Below are 15428 nucleotides of genomic sequence, written 5' to 3'. Positions count from 1 at the left end.
GGACACGATGAGCGAACCGCAGGACCGGCGCGCGGCCGTCACCGGCATCGGGGTGATCGCGCCCAACGGCACCACCACCGACGCCTTCTGGAAGGCGACCCAGGAGGGCGTCAGCGTCCTCGACCGGGTCACCCGCGAGGGCTGCGAGCACCTTCCGCTGAAGGTGGCCGGCGAGGTCCGCGCCTTCGACCCGGCGGCGGCGATCGAGGAGCGCTTCCTCGTCCAGACCGACCGGTTCACGCACTACGCCATGGCGGCGGCGGACCTCGCGCTGGACGACGCCCGGCTCCGGCTGGCCGACACCCCCGACGCGCCGTACTCCATCGGCGTGGTCACCGCGGCCGGCTCCGGCGGCGGCGAGTTCGGCCAGCGCGAACTGCAGCGGCTGTGGGGCAAGGGCAGCCGGTTCGTCGGGCCGTACCAGTCGATCGCCTGGTTCTACGCCGCGAGCACGGGCCAGGTCTCCATCCGCCGCGGCTTCAAGGGCCCCTGCTCGGTCGTCGCCTCCGACGAGGCCGGCGGTCTGGACGCCCTCGCGCACGCGGCCCGGGCGGTGCGGCGGGGGACCGACGCGATCGTGGCCGGCTCCACCGAGGCGCCCCTCGCGCCGTACTCGATGGTCTGCCAGCTCGGCTACGACGAGCTGAGCCGCGAGGAGGACCCCTCCCGGGCGTACCGGCCGTTCACGGACGGAGCGTGCGGGTTCGTGCCGGCCGAGGGCGGCGCGATGCTCGTGGTCGAGGCGGCGGGCCCGGCGCGTGAGCGCGGCGTCGAGGTCCGCGCCGTCGTCGCGGGGCACGGGGCCACCTTCACCGGCGCCTCCCGCTGGGCGGAGTCCCGCGAGGGCCTCGCCCAGGCGATCCGGCTGGCCCTGCAGGAGGCGTGCTGCGCACCGGAGGAGGTCGACGTCGTCTTCGTCGACGCCCTCGGGGTACCGGAGGCGGACCGGGCCGAGGCGCTGGCGCTGGCCGACGCCCTCGGCGAGCACGGCACCCGGGTGCCGGTCACCGCACCGAAGACCGGGACCGGGCGCGGCTACTGCGCGGCCCCCGTGCTGGACACCGCCTCGGCGGTGCTCTCGATGGAGCACGGACTGATCCCGCCGACACCGAACGTCTTCGACGTCTGCCACGACCTCGACCTCGTGACCGGCGGTGCCCGGGTCGCCGAGGTGCGCACCGCGCTGATCCTCAGCCGCGGGCTCATGGGGTCGAACTCGGCGCTGGTGCTGCGACGCGGCGCCGGCGAGTGAGCCCGCGGGGCCGGCCCTGGCGTCCCGCGGGCGAACGACCGAAACAGCTGTGAACACAGCAAAGGAGGAAGGCACATGTCCCAGATCACCGTGGAAGAACTCGCCGCGCTCATGAAGAAGGCTGCCGGAGTCACCGTCAGCCCGCGCCAGCTCGAGGAGAAGCCCGACACCGGCTTCGACGTCCTCGGCGTCGACTCGCTGGGCCTGCTCGGCATCGTCGGCGAGCTGGAGAACGAGCACGGCACCGCGATGCCGGTCGACGCCGAGCGCTGCAAGACGCCCCAGCAGTTCCTCAACCTCGTCAACAGCACTTTGATGGCAGGAGCCTGACATGGCAGGACACACCCAGAACGAGATCACCATCGCCGCCCCGCTGGACCTGGTCTGGGACATGACCAACGACCTGGAGCGATGGCCCCAGCTGTTCAGCGAATACGCGTCGGTGGAGGTGCTGAAGCGGGAGGGGAACAAGACGACCTTCCGGCTCACCATGCACCCGGACGACAACGGCACCGTCTGGAGCTGGGTCTCCGAGCGCGAGCCGGACCGCGACAGCCTCACCGTCACGGCGCGCCGGGTGGAGACCGGGCCCTTCGCCCACATGAACATCCACTGGCGCTACGAGGAGGTCCCGGCCGGCACCCGGATGGTGTGGACCCAGGACTTCGAGATGAAGCCGGACGCCCCGGTCGACGACGACTGGATGACCGACAACATCAACAAGAACTCCAAGGTCCAGATGGCGCTGATCCGCGACAAGATCGAGAAGGCCGCCGCCGGGCAGCGGACCGCGCCGGCGCTCGCGGACTGAGCCGGACGAGACGGGACGAGAGGACGACACGTGACGCACCAGGCCCTGATCGTCGCCCGGATGGCGCCGGGCTCCGCCCCCGACATCGCCAAGGTGTTCGAGGAGTCCGACCGCGGGGAGCTGCCCCACCTCGTCGGGGTCACCCGGCGCAGCCTCTTCCAGTTCGGCGACGAACTGTACCTGCACCTCATCGAGTCCGAGCGGGAGCCCGGGCCCGCCATCGCCAAGGTGACGGAGCACCCCGAGTTCCGGTCCGTCAGCGAGCGTCTGTCGGCGTACGTCAGCGCGTACGACCCCGAGACCTGGCGGTCGCCCAAGGACGCCATGGCCCGCCGCTTCTACCTGTGGGAGCGTGACTGACACCCGTACGACCTCGCGTACGCTACCGGCCGCCGGGCCCGCTTCCTCGCGGGCCCGGCGGCCGGTTGTCGTGCCGCTGTCAGGCGGGCACGTGGCAGTCGAACGCGTCCAGGTACGGGTTGACCGGACGGGTGTCGTCCACGACGAGGCCGGCCGCGGTGAGCCGGCTCACCATGCTGTCGGTGGTGTGCTTGGCGCCGCCGACGTTGAGGAGCAGCATCAGGTCCATCGCCGTGCTGAACCGCATCGACGGGGTGTCGTCGACGAGGTTCTCGATGACCACGACCCGGGTTCCGGGGCCGCCCGCCCGGACGACGTTGCGCAGGGTGCGCGCCGTGCTCTCGTCGTCCCACTCCAGGATGTTCTTGATGATGTAGACGTCGGCCCGGACCGGGACCGCCTCCCGGACGTCGCCGGGCACGATCCGCGCGCGGCCGGCGAGGTCGCCGCCGTCGCGCAGCCTCGGCAGCGCGTTCTCCACCACCCGGGGCAGGTCCAGCAGACTGCCGTGCATGGCCGGGTACTTGTCCAGCAGGCAGGCCACCACGTGGCCCTGGCCGCCGCCGATGTCCGCGACGGACGTGGCGCCGGACAGGTCCAGCAGGGCCGCGACCTCGCGTGCCGACTGCTCGCTGGAGCGGGTCATGGCCCGGTTGAAGACGTCGGCGGACTCCGGGGCGTCCTCGTTGAGGTAGGTGAAGAACTCCTTGCCGTAGAGGCCCTCCACGACGTTCTTCCCGGTGCGCACCGCCTCGTCGAGCCGGGGCCAGGCGGCCCAGGTCCACGGCTCGGTGCACCACAGCGCGATGGCGCGCAGGCTGTTCGGGTCGTCCTCGCGCAGCAGCCGGGACATGTCGGTGTGTGCGAACCTCCCGTCCGGCTCCTCGGCGAAGACGCCGTAGCAGGTCAGGGCCCGCAGCATCCGGCGCAGCGGCTTCGGTTCGGTCTTCACCGCGGCCGCGAGGTCCTCGGCGGTCATCGGTGTGTCCCCGAGGGCGTCGGGAACACCCAGCCGGGCGGCGGCCCGCACGGCGGCGGCCAGGGCCGCTCCGAACGCGAGTTCGCGCAGTCGCATCGACGGGGGCGGGGCTGTCTCAGCGGTGGTCATCTGCCGCCTTCTTTCCTTCTTCGGCCTGCGTCGGTCCAGCAGGGGCAGCGGTCGGGCGGTCAGCACAGCCCCGCGGGCTTGGAGACCCGGCAGGCGTTGTGCTCGAAGGTGTTGCCCTTGCTGCGGGTCTCCGTGTTGATCAGGTCCGCGGGCGAGTTGCTGTCGAGCGTGTTGTCGCTGATCCGGTTCTGGTCGCTGGTGACCCCGACGAAGCTCTTGAACAGCACGATGCCGCCGGACATCGGGGACTTGCCCCGGTTGCCGGTGACCCGGTTGCCGTCCACCACGGTCTTCTCGGTGCCCGTCAGGACGATCCCGGAGCCCTGCAGGACGGGCAGCCGGTCGGTCTTCGGGCAGGTCTTGTTGTTGCTGGAGATGTCGTTGGCGGCCACCTCCAGGTGTCCGGCCTTGGGCTTGTTCTCGTCGCCGACGACGAACACACCGGCGCAGTTGCCCGTGATGCGGTTCTCCGCGACGGTGAGGTCGCGCAGCCGGCGCACGGTGACGCCGATCCGGTTGCCCTCCAGCCGGTTGCGCTCGACCAGGGTCTGCCCGGCGTCGGCCGCGCCCGCCTCCTCCTTGATGGTGTTGGCGAGGAACACGCCGGCGTCGCCGTTGCCCTGGGCGTAGTTGCCGTAGATGTGCGAGTGGACGGACCGCTCCTGGGCGATGCCCCACACGCCGTTCTTCACGGACTGCACGCCGCGCACGGTCAGGGTGTCCGTGGCCATGCCGAACACGCCCGCGTGGCTGAAGCCGGTCACCTTCAGGTCGGCGACGGTGACGCCCCGGACGTTTCTGGTCTTGGTGCCCAGCACGCAGATGCCGTTGCCGGCCTCGGCGCAGGTGGGGAAGGCCTTCCTGCCCTTGTGCGCCGCCTTCCCGGACTTCTTCGCGTGCTTCGCGCCGGGTTTGATGACCGTGCTGCCGCCCATCCCGCGCAGGGTGACCCCGGGCGTCCTGATGGTGACGCTCTCCTTGTAGGTGCCGGAGAGCACCAGGACGGTGTCGCCCGACCGGGCGCTGTTCACCGCCTTCTGGATCGATTCGCCCTGGTGGACCACGTAGGTCCGGTGGGCGGCAACCGCCGGGGAGGCGCCCATTCCCGCGCCGAGGAGGGTGACGGCGCACACGGCATAAGCGAGGTGACATCTCTTCATATCGCGTACGATATGACCGATTGATCAGAATCTGTCCCGATAGGCCGTTCGGCGGCGTGTCAGGCGGCGCGCAACGCCCGGCCGATCTCCAGCTGCACCGCCGTCAGCGGCCGGCCGTCCCCGGCCTCCCACAGGCAGGTCTGCAGGACTCGCCCCAGCGTCCAGGCGCGGGCCCGCTCCCGGTCCAGGCCCAGCGCGTCCGTCAGCGCGTCGAAACGCCAGACGGTCTCGGCCGGGTCGTAGCGGTTGAACAGCGCGGGCAGCAGCTCGAAGCCGGGGTCGCCGGCCAGCGGCTTGGGGTCGATGGCCAGCCAGGCGGCGCGCTCGGCGGCCAGTACGTTCTCGTAGTGCAGGTCCCAGTGCAGCAGCCGGTCGCCGGGCTCGCCGGCCACCTCGCGCACGGCCGCCGCGCAGTCCGCCACCAGCCGGCGGTCCGCCGGGTCCGCGATCCGCCCCAGCGCCGAGGGGACCTGCTCCAGCATCGTCCGCGCCGTATCACCCAGCCGGCGCAGCCCCGGCGGGGCGGGCACCGATGTCAGCCGGGCCAGCAGGGCGCCGATCACCGCCACGGCACGCCGCGCGTCCGGCACCGTCGCCAGCGTCCGCCGCCCGTCCAGCCGCTCCAGCAGCAGCGTGCCCGTGGGCTCGTCGTGCGCGAGCAGCCGTACGGCCCCGTCCCCGTCCCACGTGCGCAGGGCGAGCGGCTCGCCCGCGTTCTCCTCGTCCAGCAGCTGCAGCTTGAGCGCGGCCGGGGTGCCGTCGGCCCGGACCACCGGCAGCACCAGCGCGCACACCCCGTACATGGCGGGCCCGTCGAGCCGCAGCTGCCAGCGCGCGAGGAACTCCGCGGCCCGCCGGGGCAGTCCGGCGACGAACGCCCGCCCCGCCGCGCCGTTGAATTTCTCCTGAGAAGCGGCCAGCTCGCCGGGCACCTCGATCATCTGCCCGACCATACTGACGGATGTGCACCGGGGCATCCCTTTCAGGCGAGGGCTCGGGGCGGTCGCGGCCTTCGTCCGCAGCGCCCCGGGCACCTTTGTCTGGCTGGCGGTCCTGTTCCTGACGACGGTCGCGCTGCACCGTATGTCGCCCGGTTTCGAGCAGCACTTCCTGCGCCGCAGGTCGACCAACATCCACGAACTGTCCCGCGACCCGGTGCGGGTGCTCATCACCAGCGCGATGTGGATCGAGGACGGCCACTGGGTGCCGTACGTCCCCCTGTACGCGGTCTTCCACGCGCCCGCCGAGCGCTGGCTGGGCACCGCCCGCTGGCTCACGGTGTGCGTGGCGGCGCACGTGCTGGCATCCCTGATCAGCGAGGGACTGCTGCTGAAGGCGATCCACGACGGCCTCGCTCCGCACTCGGCGGTCAACACCCTGGACATCGGGGTGAGTTACGCGCTGGCCGGGGTCGTCGCGGTGCTCACCTACCGGTTCGCGGCGCCCTGGCGGTACGCCTACCTCGCGATGGTCCTGCTGGTCTTCGCGCTGCCGCTGACCGAGTCGCCGACCTTCACCGACGTCGGGCACCTGGTGTCGGTGCTGATCGGGCTCGCCTGCTACCCGCTGGTCAGGGGCCGCGGAAAAGCATGGGATCCGAAGGAGACACTGGCCGGTCCGAGGGGTTAACGTCCCGCGCATGAGCAGCTGGGCGAGCAGTGTCGTGAACGGTGGCATCTCCTTCTGGTACGCGGACGACGGCCTCCCCGCGGTACGCGAACCGCTGCCCGGGGACGCCACGGCCGACGTGGTGATCGTCGGCGGCGGGTACACCGGCCTGTGGACCGCGTACTACCTGAAGAAGGCCGCCCCCTTCCTGCGCATCACCGTCCTGGAGCAGAAGTTCTGCGGGTACGGCGCCTCCGGCCGCAACGGCGGCTGGCTGTACAACGGGATCGCGGGCCGCGACCGCTACGCGAGACTGCACGGCCGGGAGGCCGCCGTACGGCTGCAGAAGGCGATGAACGACACCGTGGCCGAGGTGATCGCGGTCGCCGGGACGGAGGGCATCGACGCCGGCATCCACCGGGGCGGCGTCCTCGAAGTCGCCACCACGCCCGCCCAGCTGGCCCGGCTGAAGGCGTTCCACGAGCACGAGCTGGCGTACGGCGAGAAGGACCGCGAACTGTACGGCGCCCGGGAGACGGCCGAGCGCATCCGGATCGCGGACGCCGTCGGCTCCACCTGGACCCCGCACGGGGCCCGGCTGCACCCGGTGAAACTGGTCAAGGGCCTCGCGGCGGCCGTCGAGGCTCTCGGGGTCACCATCCACGAGTCGACCCCGGTCACGCAGATCCGCCCCAAGCACGCCGTCACCCCCTACGGCACCGTCCGCGCCCCCTACGTCCTGCGCTGCACCGAGGGCTTCACCGCCTCCCTCAAGGGCCAGCGGCGGACCTGGCTGCCGATGAACTCCTCGATGATCGCCACCGAGCCGCTCACCGACGAGCAGTGGGCCGCCATCGGCTGGGAGGGCCGGGAGACCCTCGGCGACATGGCCCACGCCTACATGTACGCGCAGCGCACCGCCGACGGCCGGATCGCGCTCGGCGGGCGCGGGGTGCCCTACCGCTTCGGTTCCCGCACCGACAACGACGGCCGCACCCAGGAGGCGACCGTCGAGGCCCTGCGCGAGATCCTCACCCGCTTCTTCCCGGCCCTCGCCGGGGTCCGGATCGCCCACGCCTGGTCCGGCGTACTGGGCGTGCCCCGCGACTGGTGCGCCACGGTCAGCCTCGACCGCTCGACCGGCCTCGGCTGGGCCGGCGGCTACGTCGGCTCCGGCGTCGCCACCACGAACCTGGCCGCCCGGACCCTGCGCGACCTGGTCCAGCAGGACTCGGGGCAGGGCGGCCCCACCGAGCTGACCGACCTGCCCTGGGTGAACCACAAGGTCCGCAAGTGGGAGCCGGAACCCCTGCGCTGGCTCGGCGTCCAGGGCATGTACGCCACCTACCGGGCCGCGGACCAGCGCGAACGCCTCCACCCGGGCACGGAGTCCTCCCGCCTGGCGAAGGCCGCGGACCGGGTGGCGGGGCGGCACTGAGGACCGCCCAGGAGGGCGGTGCGCAGCCCGGCGGTCGGGAATCGGGGCGTAGGACATCCGGATGTGCCGGGGCGCCCCCGGCGCAGTCCGCGCAGCTCGGGGCGATTGTCAGTGGCGGGGTGCAGCATGGGCCCATGGCGAGGAGAGCGACGGGCGCGGGCGGGAACCGGGTGAAGGGCGCGCGGCGGCCGGAGCTGCGGCTGCCGCCCCTGGAGCCGTGGACCGGGGGAGAGCTGGAGCCCGACGGGGACTACGACGGGCTGGAGTTCCGGGACGCGGACCTGACGGGGCAGGGCGGGGCCGGCGCCCGGTTCCTGGACTGCGCGCTGACGGGCTGCGCGGTCGGCGAGACCGGGCTGGGCCACGCCCGCGTCCTCGACAGCGTGCTCACCGGCCTGCGCGGGGTCGGCACCGACCTCGCCGAGGCCACGCTGCGCGACGTCGAGCTGGTCGACCCGCGCCTGGGCGGCACCCAGTTGCACGGCGCCGTCCTGGAGCGGGTCGTCGTCCGGGGCGGCAAGATCGATTACCTGAACCTGCGCATGGCTCGCCTCCGCGACGTCGTCTTCGAGGGGTGCGTGCTGGTGGAGCCGGACTTCGGGGGCGCCCACCTGGAGCGGGTGGAGTTCGTGGACTGCGCCTTGAAGGGGGCGGACTTCGGCGGGGCCACCCTGACCGACGTGGACCTGCGCGGCGCCGCGCCCCTGGAGATCGCCCGGGGGCTCGAGCGGATGGCCGGAGCGGTGATCAGCGCCGGACAACTACTGGATCTGGCACCGGCGTTGGCGGCGGCTCTGGGGATTCGGGTGGAGTAGATCCTGCGGCACCCGCGGGGCGCACGGCCCGAAACTCCCCAGGGCCCGAAAGGCGCTAGGCCCGAAAGGCGCTAGGCCCGAAAGGCGCTACGACACCCGGGGAAAGCGCGCCTGCAGGGTCCAGATCGCCGGGTTCTCCCCCAGGTCCTCGTGCAGGTCGGTCAGATCGGCGACCAGATCGTGCAGGAAGTCCCGGGCCTCGCGGCGCAGTTCGGTGTGGGAGACGACGAGCGGGGACTCCTCGGCCGGCTGCCAGTCGGCGGTGATGTCGACCCAGCCGAAGCGGCGCACGAAGAACATCCGGTCAGTGGACTCGGTGAAGTCCAGCTCCACCCGCTGCGGCCGGGCGGCGCGGGAGCCCAGCGGGTCCCGGTCCACTCGCTCCGCGATGTCGCACAGCGCCCACGCGAAGTCCAGCACCGGCACCCATCCCCAGCCTGTGGACAGCTCCTGGTCCGTCTTCGTGTCCGCGAGGTAGACGTCTCCGCAGAACAGATCGTGCCGCAGCGCGTGGACGTCCGCGCGGCGGTAGTCGGTCTGCGGTGGGTCCGGGAACCGGTTGGAGAGGGCGTAGCCGATGTCGAGCACCCCCCGATGGTGTCACGCCGCGGCGTTCCGCCCTGATCGCGGCCGACGCCGCGCCCCGTCCTAGGATCACTGACATGTCCAGATCCGTGCGCCTGGTGCCGGCCGCCGCGGCCGTGCTGGCACTCGCTCTCACCGGCACCGCGTGCGGGGGCGGGGTCCACGGCACACCGGGCGGCGCCGGCGTGCGCGATCCGTACTTCCCCAAGGCGGGCAACGGCGGCTACGACGTCGGTCACTACGCCCTCACCCTCGACTACACCCCCGCCACCCGCCATCTCACCGGCACCGCGGTCATCACCGCCCGCGCCACCCAGGATCTGTCCGCCTTCGACCTGGACCTGTCCGGGCTGCACGTCGACGCGGTCACCGTCGACGGCCGGGACGCCCGCGTCAGCCGGGCCGGCCAGGAGCTCACCGTCCGCCCGCACGACGACCTGCCGCGCGGCCGGACCTTCCGCACCACCGTCCGCTACTCGGGCACCCCGCACACCCTCACCGACCCCGACGGCTCCGCGGAGGGCTGGCTGCCCACCGCGGACGGCGCCCTCGGCCTCGGCGAGCCCGTCGGCTCCATGGCCTGGTTCCCCGGCAACCACCACCCCTCCGACAAGGCCGCCTACGACATCACCGTCACCGTCCCCGAGGGGCTCCAGGCCGTCTCCAACGGCGAGTTGACGAGCGTTTCCACCCACGGCGGCCGCACCGGCTACCACTGGCACACCCCCGAGCCCATGGCGAGCTACGTCGCCATGGTGGCCATCGGGCACTTCGACATCGCCCGCACCAAGGGCCCGGACGGGCTGCCCGTCCTGACCGCGGTCGACCGCACCCAGGCCAGGGCGAGCGCGAAGGTCCTCGCGAAGCTCCCCGAGATCATCAAGTGGGAGGAGGATACCTTCGGGCCGTACCCGTTCTCCTCCGCCGGCGCGACGGTCGCCGGACCGGACGACGCGGGCTACGCCCTGGAGACCCAGACCCGGCCCGTCTTCCCCGGCGCCCCCGAGACCGGCACCCTCGTCCATGAACTCGCCCACCAGTGGTACGGCGACTCGGTCACCCCCAGGTCCTGGCGCGACATGTGGCTCAACGAGGGCTTCGCCACCTACGCGCAGTGGCTGTGGCAGGAGGACCACGGCGGCGACAGCGCCCAGAAGACCTTCATGCACTACTACGACGGCGACGACGACGCCCTCTGGGCCTACCCGCCCGCGAAACCCCCCGGCGCCGCGCACATCTCCGACTCGCCCGTCTACGAGCGCGGCGCGATGGTCCTGCACAAGATCCGGCAGAAGGTCGGCGACGAGGCCTTCTTCGCCCTCCTGCGCGGCTGGGCAGCCGTCCACCGCCACGGCAGCGCGGACACCGCCGACTTCACCGCGTACGTGGAAAAGCAGGCCCCCGGCAAGGACTTCACCGAGATCTGGAGGGACTGGCTGTACGGCGACGGCAAACCGGCCCACCCGTGAGCCGTGCCGCCGGGCGGCCCGGTGAGGTGGTCACGCGGGGGACGCGGCGGTCCCGGAGCCGCCCTCCCACGCGCCGGCCGCACGCCGGGGCGTGCGCAGCACCTTGCGCAGTACGGCGCAGGGGCGGCCGAGGGCGCGGTCCGGGCGGTGGGCGATCGTCCGGTAGCCGAGGGCGGTCCAGAAGGCCAGCGCCCTGGGGTTGTTGTCCAGGACGCCGAGCCGCACGGCGCTGCGGCCTTGCGCGCGGAAACGGTTCTCGACGAGTTCGGCGAAGGTGCGGCCGTAGCCCTTGCCGTGCTCGGCCGCGTGCACCATCAGCAGCCCGATCCACGGGTCCGGGTCGGCCGGGTCGGGATGGTGGGCGAGCGTGACCGCGAGCCCGACGAGCCGCCCCTGCGCGCAACGGGCGAGCAGCGCCTCGGCGCCCGGCACCGCCAGCTCCGCGGCCAGTGCCTGCCCGACCTGCTCGGGCGTGATGTGGTCGGGGTCGGGGAAGTCGCCGCTGAGCCGGTGGAACGCGCGGTTGGACGCGAACAGCGCGGTGACGTCGGCCGGCAGCGCGGCCGGAAGGTCCTGACCGGGGGAGAGGGGCTCGAGGATCACGCGGGCAACCTATCCCGCGGGCCGCCCGTGCTCGCACGGATTTCCGCACCGGTGGCGGAAGCCGGGGGCCGCGTGCGGGCCGGGGCCCGGGGCTTCCGCTCGACGGCGTCGACGCGCTCGACAGGGCCGGTGGTGGCCGCGTGTCAGACGTTCACACCGAAGTCCTGGGCGATGCCCACGAGGCCCGAGGCGTACCCCTGGCCCACCGCGCGGAACTTCCACTCCGCGCCGTTGCGGTACAGCTCGCCGAAGACCATGGCCGTCTCGGTGGCGGCGTCCTCCGACAGGTCGTAGCGGGCGATCTCGGCGCCGCCGGCCTGGTTGACGATGCGGATGTAGGCGTTGCGGACCTGGCCGAAGTTCTGGCCGCGGTTCTCGGCGTCGTAGATGGAGACGGGGAAGACGACCTTCTCGATGTCGGCCGGGAGCGCGGCCAGGTTGACGTTGATCGCCTCGTCGTCGCCCGCGCCCTCGCCCGTGCGGTTGTCACCGGTGTGGACGATCGTGTTGTCCGGCGTCTGCTTGTTGTTGAAGAAGACGAAGTGGGCGTCCGAGTACACCTTGCCCTGCCCGTTGACCGCGATGGCGGAGGCGTCCAGGTCGAAGTCCGTGCCGGTGGTGGTGCGGACGTCCCAGCCGAGGCCCACGGTGACGGCGGTCAGGCCCGGAGCCTCCTTGCTGAGCGAGACGTTGCCACCCTTGGACAGGCTTACAGCCATGTTGGGAGTCCCTTCCTAGATGTGCCTGCACCTGTGCTGTGCCGACGAAGCTACCGTCACCGGGAAGAACGTCGAGGGGGTCCCGACGGTTCCGGATTCCTTTACCTTTTTTACCGAATCGGAAATCCAGGTGACGCGGACCGGGCGCGGCCGGGAACATGGAAGGCATGTCCGGTCCCTACGTCGTCCGCGGCTCCGTCTCGCTGCCCGAGGCCGAGCTGATGTGGCGTTTCTCCAGATCGTCGGGGCCCGGCGGGCAGCACGTCAACACCAGCGACTCACAGGCGGAGCTGCGCTTCGACCTGGCGAACACCGAGGCGCTGCCGCCGGTGTGGAAGGAACGGGCCCTGCAGCGGCTGGCCGGCCGGCTCATCGACGGCGTGGTGACCGTACGGGCCGCCGAGCACCGCTCCCAGTGGCGCAACCGGGAGGCGGCCGCCGTACGCCTCGCCGCGCTCCTCGCGGAGGCCACCGCGCCCCCGCCGCGCCCCCGCAAGCCCACTCGCATACCGCGCGGCATCAACGAGCGGCGGCTGCGGGAGAAGAAGCAGCGCGCGCAGACCAAGCGGGGCCGCTCGGGCCGGGACTGGGCGTAGCCGGCGGCGCCGGGCACCGCCCGCGGCCCGGGAGGCCTACAGCGCCAGCACGCCCACCGTCTGCCCGCCGCTCGTCTCGCCGTTCTTCTCGAAGCCCAGGCGCAGGTAGAACTCCTCGGGGCCGTCCGGGCCGGGGTGCCAGGTGACATACAGCTCACTGCCGCCGCGGCGGCGGATCTCGGCGGCGACGCAGTCCACGGCGAAGCGCGCGCAGCCACGGAATATCCGCGGTACCCGGCAGTCCTGATCAGCCCAACTGCCGGTACCGGCCGCGGAAGTGCAGCAGCGGCCCGCCCTGAGCGCTCGGCACCTGCGCGGTCAGCACGCGGCCGATGACCAGGGTGTGGTCCCCGGCGGTCACCTGCTGCTCGGTCCGGCACTCCAGGGTGGCCAGCGCGCCGCCCACCAGCGGGGCGCCGGTGACCTCGCCGCGGACGTAGGGGATGTCCTCGAACAGGAGCCGGTCGCTGATGCGGCCCTTCATGGCGAAGCGGCCCGCGATGTGCCGCTGGCTCTCGGCGAGGACCGACACCGCCCACAGCGGCTGTTCGGCGAGCAGGTCGTCCATGCGGGCGCCGGTGCGCAGACTGACCAGGACCAGCGGCGGGTCTAGCGAGACCGACATGAAGGCGGTGGCGGTCATGCCGACGTCCTCCACGCCGGGCGCGGTGGGGTCGTCCGGGTCGAGCGGCGGTTCCTGCGCGGTGACCAGGACCACGCCCGCGGCCAGCCGGGACATCGCGGCCCGGAACTCGTCGTTGCTCACCCCCTCAGCATGCCCGGAAGCTGCGAGGGCGGTGGGGGAAGGCGTCTTCAGCACGCCGGAAACGCTAGTCTCCGGCCCGTGCGGGCCGCATCGGGCCTGAGCCCGAGCCTGGTCCTAGGACCAGCGGCCGACCAGTAAGGGCATGATGTGCACAGACCCACAAAGTTTGCGTTCAGTAAACGCACAGAGAAAACGCGGAAACTCCACTCAATTGTTCACGTTCCCCTGTGACTTGAGTCACAAGGGCCAGGAATTGTTGACCCTGTGTACCGAGTGGGCAGCGCGCTGTGATTCAGTGGCGGGGGAGCCGGGAGAACATCGCAAGAGCCACTGTTGAGTAGCGCCGAAGACATCCCTTGATTCGCTGCGAGGTCTCGGGGGGAGGGCGAGCATGGAGACCGAGTCGGAGCCGTATGTCCGCCTTGCGTCCCTGCGACAGCTGCATCAGGTCATGGCCGACATGAACACGGCCCGCAGCCTGGCGGACACACTGCAGACGGTCGCCGACGGAGCCGTGGGCGCCCTCGGGTACGAGCTGGCGGCCGTCAACCTGGTACGCCCCGACGGGGACCTCGTCGTCGCCGCGTTCTCCGGGAACTCCGCGGCCGAGGCGCTGATCACCGGCCGGGTCGGCTCGCGCGAGTCCTGGGAGCGGCGGCTGAACATGGGCGAGCGCTGGGGCGACCTGGTGTTCATACCGCACACCGAGGGCTGGGTCCTCGACGACGACGACGTCCCGCAGTGGTACACGGACGGGCCCGCACCCCGCTTCGAGGACGAGTGGCACCCCTCCGACCGCCTCTTCGCCCCCATGTACACGCCGGGCATCTCGGGCAGCTCGTGCGGCGAACTGCTCGGCGTCATCTCCGTGGACCGGCCGCGCAACGGCCGCCGGCCCGGCGCCTGGGGCCGCGAGGCCCTGCAGATGTACGCCTTCCAGGCCGCCATCGCGATCAGCAACGCGCGGCTGCGCGCCAACATGCAGCGCGCCCTGGTCCGCCTGGAGCGCGAGCAGCAGGCGCTGCGGGCGAGTGAGGAAAGCTTCAGGCAGGCCTTCGAGTACGCGCCCTCCGGCATGGCCATCGCGGAGATGGGCGGCGACCAGCACGGCCGGATTCTGCGCACCAACGACGCCCTGTGCCGCCTGCTGGGCCGCCCGGCCTCCGCGATGCGCCGCTACTCCTTCTCCGACCTCGTCCACCCCGAGGACATCGGCACCCTGCTGCGGACCTCCGCCGAGGGCGGCCGGGCCGAGCTGCGCCTGGGCCGCCGCGACGGCAGCTACGTGTGGGTGTCGCTGCGCAACAGCGTCGTCGCGGACGCCGCCGACGGCCCGCGCTTCCTGCTCACCCACGTCGAGGACATAGAGGAGCGCAAGCGCCGCGAGCTGCAGCTGGCCCACCGCGCCTCGCACGACTCGCTGACCGGGCTGCCCAACTCCGCGGAGCTGCGCTCGCGCCTGTCGGCCCGGCTGTGCCAGCGCCCGGCCCACTCCGGCGCCCTGGAGTCCCTGGACGCGGCCTACGGCCACCCCGCCTTCGACGGCCCGCCCGCAGGCGGCTTCGACTTCGTGCCGGGCGCGGAGGCGTTCGACGGCTACGACCACCATGTGCACACCGTCGCCCCCGCGGACGGCAGGGACGACGGCACCAAGGGCCTCGCGGTCCTCTTCTGCGACCTCGACGGCTTCAAGTCGATCAACGACCGGTTCGGGCACAACGCGGGCGACGCCGTGCTCATCGAGGTCGCCCGGCGCCTGTCGCAGGGGGTGCGCGACGGCGACACGGTGGCCCGGCTCGGCGGCGACGAGTTCGTGATCCTCGCCGACGGCCTCGGCCGGGCCGACGCCCAGGACCTGGCCGTACGGCTGCGCAACGAGATCATCCAGCCGATCCGGGCCGAGGGCCGGGCGGTCCGGGTGGGCGCGAGCTTCGGCATCGGCTGGGCGCACTGCGGCATGACGGCGGACGAAGTGCTGAAGTCGGCCGACGAGCGGATGTACGTAGAGAAACGATCTCGTCCCAAACAACACCGGCGCGCGGGGTGAAGCGCAGGTCAGCGAAGTGATGCGGTGCGAGTCACCTGTTTGGCTCAGCAAGAGCGGGTAGGCTCGCCCTTCCAACCCCGTATCGCATCCG

At 72.2% G+C, this 15428-nt stretch carries 17 protein-coding genes and 1 pseudogene; 10 read left to right on the top strand and 8 right to left on the bottom strand.

Annotated elements, in window-relative coordinates; all coding sequences use genetic code 11:
- Window positions 1-7 precede the first annotated feature (7 nt).
- The 4 genes from ACLU3S_RS01965 to ACLU3S_RS01950 all read left to right on the top strand — a co-directional run bounded on the left by ACLU3S_RS01965 (window position 8) and on the right by ACLU3S_RS01950 (window position 2423).
- On the top strand, window positions 8-1252 hold the full coding sequence (locus ACLU3S_RS01965; protein ID WP_413949921.1) for a beta-ketoacyl synthase N-terminal-like domain-containing protein: 1245 nt from the start codon (window positions 8-10) through the stop codon (window positions 1250-1252).
- 75 nt (window positions 1253-1327) lie between these two features.
- Window positions 1328-1582, top strand: a complete 255-nt coding sequence (locus ACLU3S_RS01960; RefSeq protein ID WP_413949920.1) for an acyl carrier protein — start codon at window positions 1328-1330, stop codon at window positions 1580-1582.
- Between the two features lies 1 nt (window position 1583).
- Window positions 1584-2063: an SRPBCC family protein gene (locus ACLU3S_RS01955; RefSeq protein ID WP_413949919.1), complete on the top strand. Its 480-nt coding sequence runs from the start codon at window positions 1584-1586 to the stop codon at window positions 2061-2063.
- Window positions 2064-2093: 30 nt separating this feature from the next.
- Window positions 2094-2423: a TcmI family type II polyketide cyclase gene (locus tag ACLU3S_RS01950; RefSeq protein ID WP_413949918.1), complete on the top strand. Its 330-nt coding sequence runs from the start codon at window positions 2094-2096 to the stop codon at window positions 2421-2423.
- A gap of 79 nt (window positions 2424-2502) precedes the next feature.
- Here ACLU3S_RS01950 and ACLU3S_RS01945 read toward each other — a convergent pair whose 3' ends face one another.
- The 3 genes from ACLU3S_RS01945 to ACLU3S_RS01935 are packed head-to-tail and all read right to left on the bottom strand — an operon-like array spanning window position 2503 to window position 5644.
- Window positions 2503-3531: a methyltransferase gene (locus ACLU3S_RS01945; RefSeq protein WP_413949917.1), complete on the bottom strand. Its 1029-nt coding sequence runs from the start codon at window positions 3529-3531 to the stop codon at window positions 2503-2505.
- A gap of 59 nt (window positions 3532-3590) precedes the next feature.
- Window positions 3591-4691 (bottom strand): nitrous oxide reductase family maturation protein NosD, encoded by a 1101-nt coding sequence (locus ACLU3S_RS01940; protein ID WP_413949916.1) that lies wholly within the window; start codon window positions 4689-4691, stop codon window positions 3591-3593.
- Window positions 4692-4750: 59 nt separating this feature from the next.
- Window positions 4751-5644 (bottom strand): aminoglycoside phosphotransferase family protein, encoded by an 894-nt coding sequence (locus ACLU3S_RS01935; RefSeq protein WP_413949915.1) that lies wholly within the window; start codon window positions 5642-5644, stop codon window positions 4751-4753.
- 10 nt (window positions 5645-5654) lie between these two features.
- On the opposite strand from ACLU3S_RS01935, the gene ACLU3S_RS01930 reads away from it, so the two are divergent.
- The 3 genes from ACLU3S_RS01930 (at window position 5655) to ACLU3S_RS01920 (ending at window position 8552) form a co-directional block, all read left to right on the top strand.
- Window positions 5655-6320: a rhomboid-like protein gene (locus tag ACLU3S_RS01930; RefSeq protein WP_413949914.1), complete on the top strand. Its 666-nt coding sequence runs from the start codon at window positions 5655-5657 to the stop codon at window positions 6318-6320.
- 10 nt (window positions 6321-6330) lie between these two features.
- Window positions 6331-7737: an NAD(P)/FAD-dependent oxidoreductase gene (locus ACLU3S_RS01925; RefSeq protein ID WP_413949913.1), complete on the top strand. Its 1407-nt coding sequence runs from the start codon at window positions 6331-6333 to the stop codon at window positions 7735-7737.
- Between the two features lie 134 nt (window positions 7738-7871).
- Entirely contained in the window at window positions 7872-8552 is a 681-nt protein-coding gene (locus ACLU3S_RS01920) for a pentapeptide repeat-containing protein (protein WP_413949912.1), read from the top strand.
- A gap of 87 nt (window positions 8553-8639) precedes the next feature.
- Here the strand turns inward: ACLU3S_RS01920 and ACLU3S_RS01915 are convergent, their stop codons facing one another.
- Complete coding sequence (locus ACLU3S_RS01915; protein ID WP_413949911.1) at window positions 8640-9140, bottom strand: hypothetical protein; 501 nt, start codon at window positions 9138-9140, stop codon at window positions 8640-8642.
- Window positions 9141-9214: 74 nt separating this feature from the next.
- On the opposite strand from ACLU3S_RS01915, the gene ACLU3S_RS01910 reads away from it, so the two are divergent.
- Window positions 9215-10606: a M1 family metallopeptidase gene (locus tag ACLU3S_RS01910; protein WP_413949910.1), complete on the top strand. Its 1392-nt coding sequence runs from the start codon at window positions 9215-9217 to the stop codon at window positions 10604-10606.
- Window positions 10607-10636: 30 nt separating this feature from the next.
- Here ACLU3S_RS01910 and ACLU3S_RS01905 read toward each other — a convergent pair whose 3' ends face one another.
- Window positions 10637-11209 carry a GNAT family N-acetyltransferase gene (locus tag ACLU3S_RS01905; RefSeq protein ID WP_413949909.1) on the bottom strand — a complete coding sequence of 191 codons (573 nt, stop codon included), beginning with the start codon at window positions 11207-11209 and terminating at the stop codon, window positions 10637-10639.
- A gap of 143 nt (window positions 11210-11352) precedes the next feature.
- Window positions 11353-11928: a TerD family protein gene (locus ACLU3S_RS01900; protein WP_413949908.1), complete on the bottom strand. Its 576-nt coding sequence runs from the start codon at window positions 11926-11928 to the stop codon at window positions 11353-11355.
- Between the two features lie 158 nt (window positions 11929-12086).
- Here ACLU3S_RS01900 and arfB point away from each other — a divergent pair, with 158 nt between their 5' ends.
- Window positions 12087-12524 (top strand): alternative ribosome rescue aminoacyl-tRNA hydrolase ArfB, encoded by a 438-nt coding sequence (gene arfB / locus ACLU3S_RS01895; RefSeq protein WP_413949907.1) that lies wholly within the window; start codon window positions 12087-12089, stop codon window positions 12522-12524.
- Window positions 12525-12560: 36 nt separating this feature from the next.
- Here arfB and ACLU3S_RS01890 read toward each other — a convergent pair.
- Window positions 12561-12743: pseudogene (locus ACLU3S_RS01890) on the bottom strand (GNAT family N-acetyltransferase); the annotation flags it as partial.
- A 28-nt stretch (window positions 12744-12771) separates the two neighbouring features.
- Entirely contained in the window at window positions 12772-13263 is a 492-nt protein-coding gene (locus ACLU3S_RS01885; protein ID WP_413949974.1) for a flavin reductase family protein, read from the bottom strand.
- A gap of 418 nt (window positions 13264-13681) precedes the next feature.
- On the opposite strand from ACLU3S_RS01885, the gene cdgB reads away from it, so the two are divergent.
- Window positions 13682-15337, top strand: coding sequence for a diguanylate cyclase CdgB (gene cdgB / locus ACLU3S_RS01880; protein WP_413949906.1), 1656 nt, complete (start codon window positions 13682-13684; stop codon window positions 15335-15337).
- The last annotated feature ends 91 nt before the right edge of the window (window positions 15338-15428 follow it).

The organism is Streptomyces sp. AF1A, from assembly GCF_047340315.1.
GTDB lineage: Bacteria > Actinomycetota > Actinomycetes > Streptomycetales > Streptomycetaceae > Streptomyces.
The sequence above is the reverse complement of the archived record's forward strand: the minus strand, read 5'-3'. Positions and strand labels throughout refer to the sequence as shown.

What these genes read in the sequence shown, in the direction of transcription:
- ACLU3S_RS01910 (WP_413949910.1), top strand. Translation starts at nt 9,215, where the DNA reads ATGTCCAGATCCGTGCGCCTGGTGCCGGCCGCCGCGGCCGTGCTGGCA.
- ACLU3S_RS01925 (WP_413949913.1), top strand. Translation starts at nt 6,331, where the DNA reads ATGAGCAGCTGGGCGAGCAGTGTCGTGAACGGTGGCATCTCCTTCTGG.
- ACLU3S_RS01965 (WP_413949921.1), top strand. Translation starts at nt 8, where the DNA reads ATGAGCGAACCGCAGGACCGGCGCGCGGCCGTCACCGGCATCGGGGTG.
- ACLU3S_RS01900 (WP_413949908.1), bottom strand. Translation starts at nt 11,928, where the DNA reads ATGGCTGTAAGCCTGTCCAAGGGTGGCAACGTCTCGCTCAGCAAGGAG.
- ACLU3S_RS01935 (WP_413949915.1), bottom strand. Translation starts at nt 5,644, where the DNA reads ATGGTCGGGCAGATGATCGAGGTGCCCGGCGAGCTGGCCGCTTCTCAG.
- arfB (WP_413949907.1), top strand. Translation starts at nt 12,087, where the DNA reads ATGGAAGGCATGTCCGGTCCCTACGTCGTCCGCGGCTCCGTCTCGCTG.
- ACLU3S_RS01940 (WP_413949916.1), bottom strand. Translation starts at nt 4,691, where the DNA reads ATGAAGAGATGTCACCTCGCTTATGCCGTGTGCGCCGTCACCCTCCTC.
- ACLU3S_RS01885 (WP_413949974.1), bottom strand. Translation starts at nt 13,263, where the DNA reads ATGTCCCGGCTGGCCGCGGGCGTGGTCCTGGTCACCGCGCAGGAACCG.
- ACLU3S_RS01960 (WP_413949920.1), top strand. Translation starts at nt 1,328, where the DNA reads ATGTCCCAGATCACCGTGGAAGAACTCGCCGCGCTCATGAAGAAGGCT.
- ACLU3S_RS01920 (WP_413949912.1), top strand. Translation starts at nt 7,872, where the DNA reads ATGGCGAGGAGAGCGACGGGCGCGGGCGGGAACCGGGTGAAGGGCGCG.
- cdgB (WP_413949906.1), top strand. Translation starts at nt 13,682, where the DNA reads ATGGAGACCGAGTCGGAGCCGTATGTCCGCCTTGCGTCCCTGCGACAG.
- ACLU3S_RS01955 (WP_413949919.1), top strand. Translation starts at nt 1,584, where the DNA reads ATGGCAGGACACACCCAGAACGAGATCACCATCGCCGCCCCGCTGGAC.
- ACLU3S_RS01945 (WP_413949917.1), bottom strand. Translation starts at nt 3,531, where the DNA reads ATGACCACCGCTGAGACAGCCCCGCCCCCGTCGATGCGACTGCGCGAA.